13 protein-coding genes and 1 tRNA gene are annotated in these 15,803 nt (G+C 60.2%); 5 read left to right on the top strand and 9 right to left on the bottom strand.

All coding sequences use genetic code 11. The features are described from left to right. Window positions 1–23: 23 nt before the first annotated feature. Together OKC41_RS11985 and OKC41_RS11980 are read right to left on the bottom strand one after the other, a co-directional pair. A complete protein-coding gene (locus tag OKC41_RS11985) occupies window positions 24–1,394 on the bottom strand; it encodes a phosphatidylserine decarboxylase family protein (RefSeq protein ID WP_201895015.1) in 1,371 nt (456 codons plus the stop codon). A 209-nt stretch (window positions 1,395–1,603) separates the two neighbouring features. Then, window positions 1,604–1,680, bottom strand: a tRNA-Trp gene (locus OKC41_RS11980). Window positions 1,681–1,882: 202 nt separating this feature from the next. On the opposite strand from OKC41_RS11980, the gene OKC41_RS11975 reads away from it, so the two are divergent. The 4 genes from OKC41_RS11975 to OKC41_RS11960 all read left to right on the top strand — a co-directional run bounded on the left by OKC41_RS11975 (window position 1,883) and on the right by OKC41_RS11960 (window position 4,811). Next, entirely contained in the window at window positions 1,883–2,467 is a 585-nt protein-coding gene (locus tag OKC41_RS11975) for a hypothetical protein (protein ID WP_010676004.1), read from the top strand. A 232-nt stretch (window positions 2,468–2,699) separates the two neighbouring features. Next, a complete protein-coding gene (gene pyrB, locus OKC41_RS11970; RefSeq protein ID WP_010676005.1) occupies window positions 2,700–3,620 on the top strand; it encodes an aspartate carbamoyltransferase in 921 nt (306 codons plus the stop codon). A gap of 16 nt (window positions 3,621–3,636) precedes the next feature. Then, window positions 3,637–4,101, top strand: a complete 465-nt coding sequence (gene pyrI, locus OKC41_RS11965; RefSeq protein ID WP_010676006.1) for an aspartate carbamoyltransferase regulatory subunit — start codon at window positions 3,637–3,639, stop codon at window positions 4,099–4,101. A 218-nt stretch (window positions 4,102–4,319) separates the two neighbouring features. Further along, the gene (locus OKC41_RS11960; protein WP_039039633.1) at window positions 4,320–4,811 is read left to right on the top strand and encodes an arginine repressor; all 492 of its coding nucleotides are present in this window, start codon (window positions 4,320–4,322) and stop codon (window positions 4,809–4,811) included. Between the two features lie 154 nt (window positions 4,812–4,965). On the opposite strand, the gene OKC41_RS11955 is transcribed toward OKC41_RS11960, so the two are convergent. From OKC41_RS11955 to arcA, 4 genes are all read right to left on the bottom strand, one after another. Next, entirely contained in the window at window positions 4,966–6,372 is a 1,407-nt protein-coding gene (locus OKC41_RS11955; RefSeq protein ID WP_010676008.1) for a YfcC family protein, read from the bottom strand. 121 nt (window positions 6,373–6,493) lie between these two features. Beyond that, the gene (argF, locus tag OKC41_RS11950; protein ID WP_010676009.1) at window positions 6,494–7,498 is read right to left on the bottom strand and encodes an ornithine carbamoyltransferase; all 1,005 of its coding nucleotides are present in this window, start codon (window positions 7,496–7,498) and stop codon (window positions 6,494–6,496) included. 78 nt (window positions 7,499–7,576) lie between these two features. Beyond that, complete coding sequence (gene arcC, locus OKC41_RS11945) at window positions 7,577–8,503, bottom strand: carbamate kinase (RefSeq protein WP_010676010.1); 927 nt, start codon at window positions 8,501–8,503, stop codon at window positions 7,577–7,579. Between the two features lie 62 nt (window positions 8,504–8,565). Continuing rightward, a complete protein-coding gene (gene arcA, locus OKC41_RS11940) occupies window positions 8,566–9,786 on the bottom strand; it encodes an arginine deiminase (RefSeq protein ID WP_010676011.1) in 1,221 nt (406 codons plus the stop codon). Between the two features lie 746 nt (window positions 9,787–10,532). On the opposite strand from arcA, the gene OKC41_RS11935 reads away from it, so the two are divergent. Beyond that, a complete protein-coding gene (locus OKC41_RS11935; RefSeq protein WP_010676012.1) occupies window positions 10,533–10,709 on the top strand; it encodes a hypothetical protein in 177 nt (58 codons plus the stop codon). 742 nt (window positions 10,710–11,451) lie between these two features. Here OKC41_RS11935 and OKC41_RS11930 read toward each other — a convergent pair. The 3 genes from OKC41_RS11930 to mglA are packed head-to-tail and all read right to left on the bottom strand — an operon-like array spanning window position 11,452 to window position 15,789. Further along, complete coding sequence (locus tag OKC41_RS11930) at window positions 11,452–13,185, bottom strand: methyl-accepting chemotaxis protein (RefSeq protein ID WP_128273410.1); 1,734 nt, start codon at window positions 13,183–13,185, stop codon at window positions 11,452–11,454. Between the two features lie 57 nt (window positions 13,186–13,242). Beyond that, the gene (gene mglC / locus OKC41_RS11925) at window positions 13,243–14,253 is read right to left on the bottom strand and encodes a galactose/methyl galactoside ABC transporter permease MglC (protein WP_010676014.1); all 1,011 of its coding nucleotides are present in this window, start codon (window positions 14,251–14,253) and stop codon (window positions 13,243–13,245) included. A gap of 15 nt (window positions 14,254–14,268) precedes the next feature. Further along, complete coding sequence (mglA, locus tag OKC41_RS11920; protein ID WP_010676015.1) at window positions 14,269–15,789, bottom strand: galactose/methyl galactoside ABC transporter ATP-binding protein MglA; 1,521 nt, start codon at window positions 15,787–15,789, stop codon at window positions 14,269–14,271. Window positions 15,790–15,803 lie beyond the last annotated feature (14 nt).

Genomic DNA, 15,803 nt, shown 5'->3' with positions numbered 1-15,803 from the left:
CCTTTTACTGTCCGGCGGCTGGGTTATTTGACCCGCGCCAGCGCCGTGTTGATCCTCAGGTTGGTCGCCTCCAGCCCCGGCTGCTGGCCGTAGAAGTCGAACGCCAGCTCGACCCCGGGGCGAAACAGCAGGCAGTGGGTGGAGCCGCCGAAGTGGAACATGCCGAGCTGCTCCCCCTTCGCGATCCGCTGCCCCGGCTGCACCGTCACCTCGCAGCTCGACACCTCCGCCATGCCCACCGGCACCACGCACATCAGGCCGATTTTGGGGTTGTCCGCCTCGATGAAGATGAGTGCCCGGGTCGCCACTGCGGTGAGGAAGGGCTGGGACTGGTTCGGGGCGCTGGGGTCGGGCCCCGCCGGGCTGTCGAAACCCTGGTGGCGGTTGGCCAGGTAGTAGCTGCCGTTGACCACCTTGACCGAGCGCACCGTGCCGCTCACCGGGCTGTGCCAGCGGTGATAGCTGAGGGCGCTGAGGAAGGCCTGATAGAGGGTGCCCCCCTCGAACGCGGCGGCGCGCGGGTCGAAGTCCAGCAGGTTGTCCAGGGAATAGGGCTGCCCCTTGAGCCAGAAGGCGTCCTGCCGCCTTACCCCGGTCACCACCTGCAGCGGGGCCGACTCGCAGGCGTTGGCGATCACGCTGTCATCGTCCGGGGCCGTCACCGGCCGCACGCCGGGGCAGAAGCGGCGGGTGAAGAAGTCGTCCCAGCTGGCGAAGCCCTCGTATTCCTCTCCCGGCGCGGTGTGGAAGATCCCCTCGAAGCGCTCTGGGGTGGGGTTGTCGCCGGCCCCGAGCGCCTCCAGCGCCACCTTGACCATCTCCCGTTTCGCCACCTCCCCGAGCCAGGGGACGATCAGGGTCTGGCGATCCAGGGGGCTCACCGACTCCGTCAGCACATAACGGGACGCGGGACTTTGCAGGAAGTCGGCCCAGTAACCGAGGATCTTGCGCAGTTGCTGGTTCACCAGCGCATTGGCAAAGAAGTCGTACCCGGCGGCCGTCGCCATGGGCCAGTTGAGCAGGGCATTGATGGGGAATCCGATCAGCCCGGCGGGCTCCTGGGTCTGCACATCCTGATAGGCTTCCGGGGCCGTGGTCATGATGCCGTTGAGCAGCTGCAGGAACTCATCGAAGCTGCGCACCTGGACCTGACCGAGCGGCGTGCTGTGCTCGTGCTGCCACGCCTCGTCAAACATCCCCTGGGCCTGCTGATGCAGGAGAGGATCCTGCTCCACCAGCGCCTTCAATCCGGCGATCGGGGCCACCAGCGGGCGAGGCTGGCGGGTGACCGCCTGACGCAGCCGCTGTACCCAGCGCGCCACATGGGCCTGATCCCGGGGGACCCAGCCACCGGCATGGGCATGGGGGTGACGCGTATCCACTGCCTTGTTCATCGCTCTCTCCTTGTTGAAGCGCCTTGGGCCCGCCGGATGCGATGCGCCTGAGGGCGCCATCTGGCAGGAAGCAAGGTGTAGCACAGGGGAAAAGCGGCCTCCATTGGCAGAAATGGCAGCGGCGAAGCGGGGAAAAAGAGGCTAACGGAGGCGGTGGCAAACGCCGGAAATGCGAAAGGCCAGCTCAATGAACTGGCCTTTCTGAAAAATGGCAGGGGCGGCAGGACTCGAACCCGCAACCATCGGTTTTGGAGACCGCTGTTCTACCAATTGGAACTACGCCCCTGCAACAAACGAGGCGTAGTATACAAAGCGGAGGTCAAAGGTAAAGGCTTTTTTTCTCACTTTCGATGCGATCGAACAAATGACGAGCAGATCCCCGCAATTCCAACAAGGAGCGGGGGTAAGCTGCTGTATTTGCAGCCCCGACGGGGTAGGAATGGGACACAAATGGGGGTAGGGTGAAACCAGGCTCAGGGAGGCTGCCCATGCTCAATTACCGACTGCTGCAACAGCTTGCGCCCCTCAACTTCCGGGATGAGCGCAAGACGGAGACCCTGGCCGACTATCTGGACAGAGTCTCTCCCCTGGTGCCCTCCATTCCTTCCAATGTGCTCGCCCAGTGGATTTACCGTCATTGGCGCGGTTTTGAATCCAACTGGAGCTTTATCGATCTCGCCAGCCACCAGTTCGAGTGCGAGCACTGGCCCACCGCGCAGATTATCGAGCAGATAGACTCCCGCCACATGGAGGTGATCGATCGCTGGGGCGAGATGCTGCGCAGCAACCGCTACGTGCGCCGCTCCTGGCTCGGCGATGACATGCTGCACCGGGGCACCTGGTCCGAGCCTGTCATCGTCCTCGCCACCGCCCCGGGAACCTGCTACCCGGACGGTCACCCCCTGCCCCATCCCTACTGCCTGCTGGAGGGGCACCACAGGCTCGGCTACCTGCGCAGCATGGCCGCCGATGGCGCCCCCTTGCAGGCGCAGCACGCACTCTGGATTTGTCGACCCGTTCGCGACACTCAAACGTTTTCCCGACCAAATCCTGCCTCTGAAATAAATTTTTGACAATTCAAAAACCAGCCCTATAATCGGTGCGGTTTTGAAAAAGGTCGGGACAGGACAATGCCGTTTTTGATGAAAAAAGCAGCCTTGCAGACGGGTGGAGCGCACCAGAGCGGCCCCGTTGTTTCCGGTTCCCGTCCCACAGATCCCCCGTTTTTTTTGAAAAGAGCCCCTGTTTCAGGGGCTTTTTTTTGTGCCGGAAAAACCTTCATTGATGCCAAAGGGAATGCAGACGATGACCAATCCACTCTATAACAAACACGTCATCTCCATCTCGGATCTGACCCGGTCCGACATGGAACTGGTGGTCGCCACCGCACAGCGGTTGAAGGCCGAACCCGACAGCCGCCTGCTGAAAGACAAGCTGGTCGCCAGTTGCTTCTTCGAAGCCTCCACCCGCACCCGTCTCTCCTTCGAGACCGCGGTCCAGCGCCTGGGCGGCAACATCATCGGCTTCGCCGACGGCGGCAACACCAGCGCCAAGAAGGGCGAGACTCTGGCCGACTCCATCAAGATCATCAGCTCCTACACCGATGCGGTGGTGATGCGCCACCCGAAGGAAGGGGCAGCCCGTCTGGCCTCCGAGTTCTCCCGGGTGCCGGTCATCAACGGCGGTGACGGCTCCAACCAGCATCCCACCCAGACCCTGCTCGACCTCTTCTCCATCCACGAGACCCAAGGCAAGCTGGACGGCCTCAACGTCGCCTTCGTCGGTGACCTGAAGTACGGCCGCACCGTCCACTCCCTGGCCCAGGCCCTGAGCCTGTTCAACTGCCGCTTCTTCTTCATCTCCCCGGAGGCGCTGGCCATGCCGGACTACCTCTGCGAGGAGCTGGAAGAGAAGGGCATCCGCTTCAGCGTGCACGAGACCATGGAAGAGGTGATGCCGGAGCTCGACATCCTCTACATGACCCGCGTCCAGAAGGAGCGCTTCGACGAGACCGAGTACAAGCACATGGCCGCCAAGTTCGTGCTGGAGCTGGCGACCCTGGAAGGGGCCAAGCCCACCATGAAGATCCTCCATCCCCTGCCCCGGGTTGACGAGATCGAGGTCGCCGTCGACAAGACCCCTCACGCCTACTACTTCCAGCAGGCGGAGAACGGGGTCTATGCCCGCCAGGCACTGCTGGCACTGGTACTGAACGAAACCGTCTAAGGGAAAGGGGAACATCATGTCCGAGAAGAACCAACTGCAAGTCGAAGCCATCCGTCACGGCTCCGTCATCGACCACGTCCCCGCCGGCCAGGGCATCAAGATCCTCAAGCTGTTCCAGCTGATCGAGACCCAGGAGCGGATCACCGTCGGCTTCAACCTCAAATCCGGCGCCCTCGGCAAGAAGGATCTCATCAAGATCGAGAACACCCGTCTGACCGAGCAGCAGGCCAACCAGCTCGCCCTGTTCGCCCCCAAGGCGACCGTCAACATCATCGAAGACTTCGTGGTGGTGAAGAAGCACCAGCTGGCGCTGCCGGAGTTCATCGAAGGGGTCTTCCACTGCCCCAACTCCAACTGCATCTCCCACAACGAACCGGTGGAGAGCTACTTCCGGGTGCGCGAGGTGAAAGGGGCGGTGCGGATGAAGTGCAAATACTGCGAGAAGTCCTTCACCCAGGACATCGTCAGCGAACGCTACTGATTTCCTGCCGACAAAAGATATCCATGTGGGCCCCATCGGGCCCATTTTTGAACCCTGTCACATCACTTATTCCCCCTTTGGTTATAATTTGCCATCCCGTAATGGATATACCTCGCTCATCCCCTGCTTGAGTGCTCCTCATTAGTGTTTTTCGCTATGAAAAGCCGGAACGACAGACTGGGCGAGACCGCCATCGCTCATCGCCAAAGGAAGTCGCCATGGTCAACACCCTCAGCCGCCCAGCAGAACCAGAGTCCGACCTGGCCCAGCTCGACGCCTGCCGCCAGATCATCGGCCAGCACTGTTACAGCACCCAGGAGGAGATCCGCCGCGAGCTCTCCGCCCGCGGTTTTGCGGACATCAGCCAGTCCACCATCTCCCGCCTGCTGCGCCGTCTCGGGGTCGCCAAGGCCCAGAACGCCAACGGCAAGAAGGTCTACACCCTGGTGGACGAGCAGCTGGAGCCCGCCGGCAGCACCCGCTCCATCCACGACATGGTGCGCGCCGTGGTCCACAACCAGCAGATGGTGCTGGTGCATACCACCCCGGGGGCCGCAACCGTGGTGGCTCGCCTGCTGGATCGCAACGCCAATCCCGAGATCCTGGGGGCCGTGGCCGGCAACGACGTGGTACTGATCGCCCCGCGCCACATCAGCCGAACCCGCCAGGCTCACGCCGCCGTGGTGCGCACCCTGGAAAACGCCCGCTGACCCCTGCTGGATGCCAGAAGGCGACCCCGGGGTCGCCTTCTTGTTGCCCGCGCGGCAAGGAGTCAGACCACGGGAGAGCCCGGGCGCCCCACCTTGCCAGCCATAAAAAACGGGAGCCCCAGGCTCCCGTTGTTGTCCCTATGTCTGTCGGCATTCATGCCAGCACGGCGCCCAGGCTCAGGCAGAGCACGATCAGCACGGTCAGCATGCCGAGCAGCGGGGCCACCCACTTCAGCCAGCGCACATAGGGCACCTTGGCAATGGCCAGCCCCCCCATGACCACGGCGGAGGTCGGGGTCACCAGGTTCACCAGACCGGAGGCGGACTGGTAGGCGGTGACCACCAGCTCGCGGCCCACGTTAGCGAAGTCGGCGAGCGGCGCCATGATCGGCATGGTCAGCACCGCCAGACCGGAGGAAGAGGGCACCAGGAAGGAGAGCACCACTTCCAGCACGAACATCACGTTGATGAAGACGATGGTGGAGAGGCCGGTCACTATCCCCTCTGCGCTGTGCAAAATGGTGTGGGTGATCATGCCGTTGTCCATCACCACCACGATACCGCGGGCGATACCGATGATGAGGGCCACGCCGAGCAGATCGCGGGCACCGTCGATGAAGTTGGAGGTCAGCTCCTCCTCGCTCATGCGGGAGATGACACCGACGATGATGGCGGCAGCCAGGAAGACGCCGGAGATCTGCGCCATCCACCAGCCCAGCACGGCCACCCCGTAGATCATCACGGCAAAGGCGGCGACGAAGATACCCAGCACGATCTTGCGGGTGGTGGTGAACTCCAGCATCTGGTCGCTCTTGTTGCCGAGGAAGTGGGCTCGGTTCTCTTCCCACTTGTCGGCCACCAGGGACTTGCTGGGATCGCTTCGCACCATCTTGGCGTAACGCATCACATAGGCCACGCAGATCAGCCAGCCGGCCACCAGCATGGCGACCCGCAACCAGATGCCGTCGGTGAAGGAGATGCCGGCCGCGTTGGCGGCGATCACGGTGGCGAACGGGTTGATGGTGGAGCCCAGGGTACCGATACCGGCCCCCAGCAGCACGGTCGCGGCAGCGACCACGGGGTCGAAGCGGGCGGCCATCATCACCGGCACCAGCAGGGTGTAGAACGGCAGGGACTCTTCCGCCATGCCGTAGATGGTGCCCCCTGCGGCGAACAGCGCCATCAGGATGGGGATCATCCACTCTTCACGGCCACGCAGGCGATCGGTGACGCGCTCGATACCTGCATCGATGGCACCTGTCTTGGTCACGATGCCAAGGAAGCCACCGATGATCAGGATGAAGAGGGAGACGTCGATGGCGCCAGCCTCATAGGTGTCGTGGTTGTAGAGACCGTCGATGGGTGCCAGCAGCACGTCGACGATCCCCTGGGGATTGGCATCCACCAGTTTGTAGGTACCGGCCACCGGCACTTCCTTGCCGAGGGCCTCGTTCATGGTCATCTCGTATTTGCCGGCCGGCACTATCCAGCTCAGGGCGGCCACCAGGGCGATCAGCACAAACAGTATCGTGTAGGCTGACGGGAACTTGAATTTGGTCATGGTCCAGCTTCCTTCTGTGGGTGTGGTATCCATGCAGGCTGCGGGTCGTAGGGTTGGAGGTATTATGCCGCTGTCACATGGTTGAAAAGCCGGGGGTCCCCCCCCGGCACCACTGACGACGTCAGTCGCCCAGCGTAGCCACCATCACTGCCTTGATGGTGTGCATCCGGTTTTCCGCCTCGTCGAACACGATGCTGTGCTCGGATTCGAACACGTCCTCGGTCACTTCCAGGCCCTTCATGCCATATTTGTCGGCCACTTCCTTGCCCATGGTGGTCTCGTCGTTGTGGAACGCCGGCAGGCAGTGCATGAACTTCACATCCGGGTTCTTGGTGGCGTTGATGACGTCCATGTTGACCTGATACGGGGTCATCAGCTTCACCCGTTGATCCCAGGCTTCCTTCGCTTCACCCATGGAGACCCAGACGTCGGTGTAGAGGAAGTCGGCACCCAGCACACCCTCTTTCACGTCTTCGGTCAGGTGGATGCGCGCACCGGTCTCTTCGGCGATGAGGCGGCAGGTGGCAACCAGCTCCTCTTCCGGCCAGAAGGCTTTCGGCGCGACCAGACGGATGTCCATGCCCATCTTGGCGGCACCCACCATCAGGGAGTTGCCCATGTTGTTGCGGGCGTCACCCAGGTAGGCGAACTTGATCTGATCCAGACGTTTGCCCTTGCCGTGCTCCAGCATGGTCATGAAGTCCGCCAGGATCTGGGTCGGGTGGAATTCGTTGGTCAGGCCGTTCCAGACCGGTACACCGGCGTGGGCCCCCAGCTCTTCGACGATCTCCTGGCCATAGCCGCGGTATTCGATGCCGTCATACATGCGGCCCAGCACCCGGGCGGTGTCCTTCATGGACTCCTTGTGACCGATTTGGGAACCGCTCGGGCCGAGGTAGGAGACCTGGGCGCCCTGGTCGAAGGCCGCCACTTCGAACGCACAGCGGGTGCGGGTGGAGGTCTTCTCGAAGATCAGGGCAATGTTCTTGCCGACCAGATGCTTGCGCTCATAGCCACCGTATTTGGCTTTCTTCAGGTCGATGGCCAGATCGATCATGTATTGGATTTCGCGAGGGGTGAAGTCCAGCAGTTTCAGGAAGTTACGGTTACGCAGATTAAAAGCCATGATGAGTTCTCTCTATATTTGTTCAGACCAATTTGGCAGTGTCATTGACTACGCAGTTGTTCAGACCAGAGCCTTGGCTCAGGCATTGACGGTATGGGTGGCGACGATGTTGGTGCCGGCTTCCCCCTTGAGGATGGCGAGGCCATCTTCTAGGGAGCCGATCCCGACCATGCCGCCGGTCGCCTTGACGAATTCACAGGAGGCTTCGACCTTGGGCCCCATGGAGCCGGCATCGAACTTGACGCCAGCCAGCTCATCCGGGCTGGTGACCCGCAGCGGACGCTGGGTCGGTTTGCCCCAGTCCAGGTAGACGGCATCGGCATCGGTCAGGATCAGCAGGGCGTCGGCCTTGATCTGCTTGGCCAGATAGGCGGCAGACATGTCCTTGTCGATGACGGCTTCGATGCCGGTCAGGCTCTGGCCATCCCAGGTCACCGGGATGCCACCACCACCGGTACAGATGATGAGGTGGCCCTGGGCGATCAGGGTTTCGATGGCGTCGCCTTCGACGATGCGCTGGGGCAGCGGGGACGGCACCACGCGGCGGAAGAACTTGCCGTCTGCCTTGACCGACCACTGCTTCTCGGCAGCCAGGGCGCGGGCCTCCACTTCTTCATAAACCGGGCCGATAAACTTGGTCGGGTTGGCAAACGCCGGATCCTGGGGATCAACCTGCACCTGGGTCAGCAGGGCGGTGACGTTGCGGCTCGGCATCAGGTTCTTCAACTCCTGGATCAGCATGTAGCCGATCATGCCCTGGGACTCGGCACCCAGCACATCCAGGGGATAGGGGGAGACCTTGGTGTAAGCGCTGTTTTGCAGGGCCAGCAGGCCGACTTGCGGGCCGTTGCCATGCACCAGCACCACGTTGTACTCCTGAGCGATCAGGGCGATGGTCTTGGCGGCAGTGGCGATGTTCTTGCGCTGGATGTCGGCTTCCAGAGGTTCACCGCGGCGGAGCAGAGCATTGCCCCCCAGGGCGACGACGACAGTTGGTTTTTTCATGGGTGTTACTCTCGAATTCGGGTGTGTGTGGCGCCAGCCTCTGCCGGCGCCACGCCGTCTTGTCAAATGCCGTCACGTTCCATCGGGCAGCTCATGCAGCGGGCGCCGCCGCGACCACGTCCCAGCTCTTCACCCGGGATGGGCAGCACAGTGATGCCGGCCTTGTCGTACTTCTCGTTGGTGTAGGTGTTGCGCTCGTAACCCACCACCACGCCGGGGCGCACGGTCAGCACGTTGTTGGCGTCGTTCCACTGCTCCCGCTCGGCCTCGAAGCTGTCGCCGCCGGTGGTGATGAGCCTGAGCTGATCCACCCCCAGCGCCTTCTCGATGGCGGTCACGAAGTAACCCTCTTCCTTGATGTTCATCCCGGTGGCACCGCCCGGGGTCAGGCTCCAGCAGTTCACATCCTTGCGGATGACTTCCGGATAGACGGAGAAGGTGTCGACATCCATGTGGGTCATGACGGTGTCGAGGTGCATGCAGCTACGGTGTTTCGGCAGCTCCATGGCGATGACCTGCTTGGCCTGACCGTGCTTGAACAGGCTGCGGGCCAGATGCTCCACCCCTTGTGGCGTGGTGCGCTCGGACATGCCGATGAGCACGGCACCACGGCCGATGACCAGGACGTCGCCCCCTTCGATGGTGGAGTTGTCGTAGTCGCGCTCCTCGTCACCGAAGTACTTGATGAACTCCTGACCGGCAAATTGCGGGTGCCAGCGGTAGATGGCCTTCACGTGGTTGGTCTCGCGACGACGGGCGGCCTTGGCCATGGGGTTGATGGAGACGCCGCCATAGACCCAGCAGGAGGTGTCGCGGGTGAAGAGGTGGTTGGGCAACGGTTCGATGATGAAATCGGTCGGTGCATGCATGCCGACCACCATGTTGACGCCGCTGTAGGGCATCTCGGAGTAGGTGAGGCCGCCGGAGAGGATGCGGGCCAGCTCGCGGTGAGGCATGTCCGCCAGGAAGCAGCGCACGTCGTTGGCCAGGGCAGTGCCGAGGCGATAGTCGGATACCTGGTGTTGCAGCAGCCAGGCTTTGGCTTCCGGCACGTCCAGGGTTTCCGCCAGCAGATTGGTCAGGAGGAAGACTTCGACATTCTGATCGCGCAGTACCTGAGCGAATTTGTCGTGCTCCTGACCGGCACGTTCCACGGACAGGACGTCGTCAAACAGCAGATCCTGGCAGTTGGAAGGGGTCAGACGCTTCAGACTGAGGTTGGGGCGGTGCAACATGACACGGCGCAACTGGCCAACTTCAGAACCTACATAAAATTTGCTCATGATGATATTCCGTCTAGCAGTGGTCCCTGCGAGTGATTGAATAGATTCCTTCTATTCAGGCTCGTGGCTAAGGCGGGATATTCTTTATGTAGGGTACTCGGCTTGTGTTCTATCCTGCCCTTGCCTTTCGACGCAGAGATTAGGTCTGGCAACTCCACCAAACTTGGACATTGATCACATTCACCCGAGACTGCATAAATTCAGAAGTTAATTTATGATGGAGTTTACATATCTGACATTTCCCTCACCCTCCATCCGGCATAAATACGCAATAAAGCCACAACATATTCCACAAAGAGCGCAATTTCATTCATCCATGATATCCAGAAATGGATAGCCACCAATAAAAAACATCAAATAAATCATTACATTAAAATCAAAATGCTCATTTTTTGAATAAAGCTCACCCAACTTTGAATTTATCCTCGCTTATCATCCCGTTTGCTCTCACATAAATAATCACCTGCTCCTTTATCGCTGAATAATCCATCTCTTGTCCCAGATCATGGCGGCCCAACCGGGCCAGATGGCGAGCCTCATCGCCAAGTCGTGTGCACTATCTCTTTTATATGGATATGCATTTTGCACGCATCCTGATGGCGCCTTTTTCATCGACCGGAGTGCAACCGGGATTCAAAGTTTTTTCATTAGTTGAATTTTTTCAGTCACCTTGCGCCGATTTCGGGTTCGCCTTAACTCAAAAAGTGATGCTTGTCACATTCGTTCCCGTCACCAAGGAGATAACCATGAAGATCCCGTCGCTGTTTCTGCTCGTCGCCCTGGTCCTGCCCATGACACCGGCCTTGGTGCATGCCCAGGGAGCCCCCGCCATGCCGCTGGTGGTCTGTCACGTTGACCAGGCACCCCAGATGCTGGTACCCGCCTACCTATGCCAATGGTACGGTGGCAGCCAGCACCCCTGACCCTCTCGCCCAAGGGGAGGCGATCTCCTCTTGGGTCATCCCCGCTTTACCTCCTTTATCTCCTGAATGGGATCCGGACCACGCCACCTGCATCATGCCCGTTGCCCTCCTCCACCCTCATCTGCGATCGACACTGACCGGCCTCCCCGGATTCTGAACCGCAGTTAAACGCCTTGTGAGACATTCGCCATAGACTACGTAAGCAAAGTGCCAACAAAATTCTCGCCATAGTCGGAAGATGCGCGTGAAAAAACAGCATGAGAGATCATTAACACCATGATTTTAAAAAAGATAACTTCATTATCCTTTCGCGAGAAACCAGTTTGAATAAAACGTTTTTCAGCATGTCATTGTCGCCCTGCGCGAAATCCTTATAGTTACTCCTGCACGGACGCAATGAAGTCGGTCAGGAAGACTGGCTGCCAGGGTTGGGCAAATGGACTCACCACAGGATGTGGTAAAGGACACCTCCCAGGACGGAGAAAGTGCGACGGGAACGGATGACTCGTCAGGCCATGATGGCTAAAGGACACCCCAAAGGATTGGGAAGGGGAAACCTAAAGGAAGAGGTATAGTCAGGGATTGCAGGGAGCAACTTCGTTCAAGGATATGAGCGATAAGACTATCGGGGGCGACGCAAGTCGCCCCCATCTTTTTTGGGTATTTTTCACGTCTGCCCGCTGATGGGTCACCCCGGCCACGATATTGCTGGCCAGGGTACCCGGGACTCGCCCAGCCGGCGCTATTCCAGCCGGAAGTGCCCCACTATCTCCCGCAGCCTGTCATAGGTGCGCTGCATGGCGTTCGAGCTGTCCACGGTGCGCTCGCCATTCCCCTTGAGCTGGGCGATCACCTCGGCGATGGCACTCATGTTGCGATTGATCTCCTCGGCAACGGCACTCTGCTCCTCCGCGGCCGTGGCGATATGGCTGATGAGATCGTTGATCTCCACCACTTCTCCCGCCATCAGATCCAGTGACGCATTCACCTTGCTGGTGTTTTCCGCCGCATCCTGGCAACTCTGCCGGGTGTTGCCCATGGCGGCCACCACGGTCTGGGTGCCCCGTTGCAGCCGGGTCAGCATGGTCTGGATCTCGGCAGTACTCTTCTGGGTGCGTCCCGCCAGAGAGCGCACTTCGTCCGCCACCACCGCAAACCCCCGCCCCTGCTCACCAGCCCGGGCTGCCTCGATGGCAGCGTTGAGGGCCAGCAGGTTGGTCTGCTCTGCGATGCCACCGATGACCCCGAGAATCGAGCCTATCTGCTGCACATCTTGCTGCATGGCTTCGATGGAGTGTGCCGTGGCCTCCACCTCCGTCACCAGCGCAGTGACGCTGGCCATGGCCTGATCCACCACCTGACGCGACTGGTTGGCCAGTTGCTGGCTCTGGCCGGTCAGCTGAGCAGTATTGGCCGCGCTCTCCGATACCGAGACGGCAGTACGGCTCATCTCGTTGATGGCGGTGACCACCTGTTCGGTCTCCCGCACATGCTCCGCCAGCAGGCCCTGGGCTGACCCCGTCTGCCTCGCCAATGCCGATATCCCTTCATTGAGCTGGCCGCTCGCTTGTCTCACCTCCCCCATCATGCCCTGCAACTGCTCGATGAAACGGTTGATGCCCGCCGAGATCTGGCCGAGATCATCCTTGCTGGTCACCGTGAGCCGGCGGGTCAGATCCCCATTGCCCTGGGAGAGCTCCTGCACCAGGTCGCGCAGGGAGAGGATGGGTCTATAGGCCAGGTTGAGGGCCACCATGGAGAGGGCCAGTACCAGCGCCGCCACCCCGAGCAGGGCCAGGGTGATCTTGCCGTTGAGCGCCTGGGTCATGGCCCGGATATAGTCGAGATCCACATAACCGGTCAGGGTCCACTCGCTGCCGCGAATATCCAGCTTGTTGGGGCGGCTCTCGCTCTCTCCCTGGGGCTTGCTGCTGTAGAGCACCTGTCCCTGACTGTCGGTAAGGGAGAAGTAACGCCCTTCCCCGCTTACCTTGGTCAGCAGCGTCTTGAACTCGCTCATGTCGAGGTAGTAGAGGTAGGCGGAGTCGGCACCGCGCGGCACCAGAATGGAGATGACAGGTTTGCCGTCCAGCTGCTCCAGCGGGCTGACGGTGATCTGGTTGTTGGCGGCGGGGATCAGCTTGCGCAGGGCGTCAACCCTGGCCTTGTCGTCGATGACCCCGTTCGCGTCGAATGCCATGTCGCCAATGAGCTTGACGATGTTGTGAAAGCCGGTCTCCTGCAGCGCCTTCTTGACGCTGGTCACCCCGAGGTTGAGGTTGGCGGCCAGCAGCACCTTCTGGTTGATGTCACCCGCCAGCTTCTCCCTGACCAGGGTGATCTGCTCGTTGATGTTCTGGGTGGCCTGGGTGCGGATGTAGCCGCTGATGAAGTGGTTGACGCTGAACCAGGCGGTACCGATGGTGACCAGAATGGCGAGCAGCAGCAGCACGTTGATTTTGACTTTGAATGCCATGGTATGGGTCCCTCCAAAGAGAAAGGGCCGGGATGACCCGGCCCTCCCTGCCAATGCTTACTTCTTCTTGGCGTACTTCATGGAGTCCAGGGCTACCGCCAGGATGATGATGCCGCCCTTGATGATGAACTGCCAGTAAGGGCTGACACCGATGTAGGTCAAACCATAGTTGATCAGCGTGAAGATAAGTACGCCGGTGATCACACCCGCGACAGTTCCCACACCGCCGGCAAACGAAACGCCCCCCACCACGCAGGCCGCGATGGCATCCAGCTCGTACATGAAGCCGAGGTTGTTGGTGGCACTGCCGATCCGCCCCGCTTCCAGCATGCCGCCGAAGGCGTAGAAGACACCGGCCAGGGCATAGATGACCACCAGGTTGACGGCGACGTTGACGCCGGACACCTTGGCCGCTTCCGGGTTGCCACCGATGGCGAAGATGTTCTTGCCAAAGCGGGTCTTGTTCCACAGCACCCAGACGAAGACGCTGGCGATGGCCGCATAGAAGGTCAGGTACGAGAGTTTGAACCCGCCAATCCGGATGAAGCCCTGCGCAAAGTTGGAGAAGCGAGGATCAAACCCGGCTACCGGAGAAGCCCCCACGGAGTCGAAATAGAGGGAGTTGATGCCGTAGACGATGATCATGGTGCCCAGGGTGGTAATGAAGGGCGTCACGTTCAGGTAGGCGACAATCAGGCCGTTGACCAGACCAATCAGGGCCCCCACCACGCACACCAGCAGGATCACCGCCGGAATGGGCACCTCCCCCAGGGTGGGGAAGACCTTGTTGACGTTGGTCAGGGCCTGCAGCATGGTGGCCGCGATCAGCGCAGCCAGGCCGACCTGACGACCGGCCGACAGGTCAGTACCCTGGGTGATGATGATGCCCGCCACCCCGAGGGCGATGATGACCCGTACCGAGGACTGGGTCAGGATGTTGCTGAGGTTGGTGAGGCTGAGGAAGGAGGGCTCCTTGATCACGATGATCATGAGCAACACCAGCAACACCACATAGATGCCGTTCTCTTTGAGCGCCTGCATCAGATTGAAATTTTTAGCCGACTCCATAATGTCTTCCTGTCTTTATAGGTACAGAGATGCCAGGCGCAGGATCTCGCTCTGGTCAGTTTCTTTGGTGTTGACGATCCCCGCGACCCGGCCATTGCTCATGACCATGATGCGGTCCGTGATGCCGAGCAGTTCCGGCATTTCGGAGGAGATGATGACGATGCCCTTGTCCTTCTTCGCCAGCTCCAGGATGAGCTGGTAGATCTCGAACTTGGCGCCGACGTCGATACCCCGAGTCGGTTCATCCAGCATCAGGATCTCGGGCTGGGTCAGCAGCCAGCGACCGATGATCACCTTCTGCTGGTTGCCACCGGAGAGGGAGCCGATCTGAGTCTGCTGGGTCGGTGTCTTGACCCGCATGGAGTCGATGACCCACTGGGTATCGCTCTTCATCTTGTTGTCGCTGAGCAGCCCCATGGATCCCTTGTAGTTGTCCATGTTGGCGATCAGGGAGTTGAAGGCGATGTCGAGGCGTGAATAGATCCCGGTGGAGCGGCGCTCCTCGGTCACCAGGGCGAAGCCGTTCTGGATCGCCTCGTGGGCGTTGTGGTTCGCCACCTCTTTGCCGTGCAGCTTGATGGTCCCTTCGCTACGATCGCGGATGCCGAACAGGGTCTCCACGATGTCGGTGCGCTTGGCCCCCACCAGACCGGCGATGCCGAGGATCTCCCCCTTGTGCAGGTTAAAGGTCACGTCCTTGATGGAAGGCTGGTTCTTGGCCGTCAGGTGCTCGACCTCGAGGATCACCTCTTTGGGCTGGTTGGTTTTTTCCGGGAAGCGCTGGGTGAGCTCGCGGCCGACCATCATGCCGATGATCTGATCCATGGTCATGCCCTTGAGGGGCTGGGTCGCCACCCACTGGCCATCCCGCAATATGGTGATCTCGTCACAGAGCTGGAAGATCTCTTCCATCTTGTGGGAGATGTAGACGATGCCGCACCCCTTCTCCTTGAGCTTGTTGATGATCTTGAAGAGGTGGTTGACCTCTTTCTCGGTCAGGGAGGAGGTGGGTTCGTCCATGATGACGATCTTGGCGTCATAGGAGAATGCCTTGGCAATCTCGATCATCTGCATCTGGGAAACCGACAGGGTGCCGACCTTGACCCTGGGGTCGATGTCGATGTCCAGCTCCTCGAAGATATGCTTGGTGTCCTGATACATCTTGCCGTGGTCGACAAACAGTCCCTTTGTGGGATAGCGGCCGAGCCACATGTTGTCCATCACGGTGCGTTGCAGTACCAGGTTCAGCTCCTGGTGCACCATGGAAACGCCATTCTCCAGCGCCTCTTTGGACGAGGTGAAGTTGATCTCCTGTCCCTTGAAGAAGATCTTGCCCTGATCCTTCTCGTAGATGCCGAACAGGCACTTGAGCAGCGTGGACTTCCCTGCGCCATTCTCGCCCATCAACGCATGCACAGAATGAGGACGGACCCGTAAATTGACATTATCGAGTGCCTTGACGCCAGGAAAGCTCTTACTGACGTCAATCATCTCCAACAGCCATTCTGATTGTTGCCGTGTTGTCATATCAGCCATCACATCTGGTTGAA

It is taken from the genome of Aeromonas sp. QDB17 (genome assembly GCF_027705305.1).
Classification (GTDB): domain Bacteria; phylum Pseudomonadota; class Gammaproteobacteria; order Enterobacterales; family Aeromonadaceae; genus Aeromonas; species Aeromonas caviae.
The sequence above is the reverse complement of the archived record's forward strand: the minus strand, read 5'-3'. Positions and strand labels throughout refer to the sequence as shown.

Coding starts and splice junctions, on each gene's coding strand:
- OKC41_RS11985 (WP_201895015.1), bottom strand. CDS start 1,394: ATGAACAAGGCAGTGGATACGCGTCACCCCCATGCCCATGCCGGTGGC.
- OKC41_RS11975 (WP_010676004.1), top strand. CDS start 1,883: ATGCTCAATTACCGACTGCTGCAACAGCTTGCGCCCCTCAACTTCCGG.
- pyrB (WP_010676005.1), top strand. CDS start 2,700: ATGACCAATCCACTCTATAACAAACACGTCATCTCCATCTCGGATCTG.
- pyrI (WP_010676006.1), top strand. CDS start 3,637: ATGTCCGAGAAGAACCAACTGCAAGTCGAAGCCATCCGTCACGGCTCC.
- OKC41_RS11960 (WP_039039633.1), top strand. CDS start 4,320: ATGGTCAACACCCTCAGCCGCCCAGCAGAACCAGAGTCCGACCTGGCC.
- OKC41_RS11955 (WP_010676008.1), bottom strand. CDS start 6,372: ATGACCAAATTCAAGTTCCCGTCAGCCTACACGATACTGTTTGTGCTG.
- argF (WP_010676009.1), bottom strand. CDS start 7,498: ATGGCTTTTAATCTGCGTAACCGTAACTTCCTGAAACTGCTGGACTTC.
- arcC (WP_010676010.1), bottom strand. CDS start 8,503: ATGAAAAAACCAACTGTCGTCGTCGCCCTGGGGGGCAATGCTCTGCTC.
- arcA (WP_010676011.1), bottom strand. CDS start 9,786: ATGAGCAAATTTTATGTAGGTTCTGAAGTTGGCCAGTTGCGCCGTGTC.
- OKC41_RS11935 (WP_010676012.1), top strand. CDS start 10,533: ATGAAGATCCCGTCGCTGTTTCTGCTCGTCGCCCTGGTCCTGCCCATG.
- OKC41_RS11930 (WP_128273410.1), bottom strand. CDS start 13,185: ATGGCATTCAAAGTCAAAATCAACGTGCTGCTGCTGCTCGCCATTCTG.
- mglC (WP_010676014.1), bottom strand. CDS start 14,253: ATGGAGTCGGCTAAAAATTTCAATCTGATGCAGGCGCTCAAAGAGAAC.
- mglA (WP_010676015.1), bottom strand. CDS start 15,789: ATGGCTGATATGACAACACGGCAACAATCAGAATGGCTGTTGGAGATG.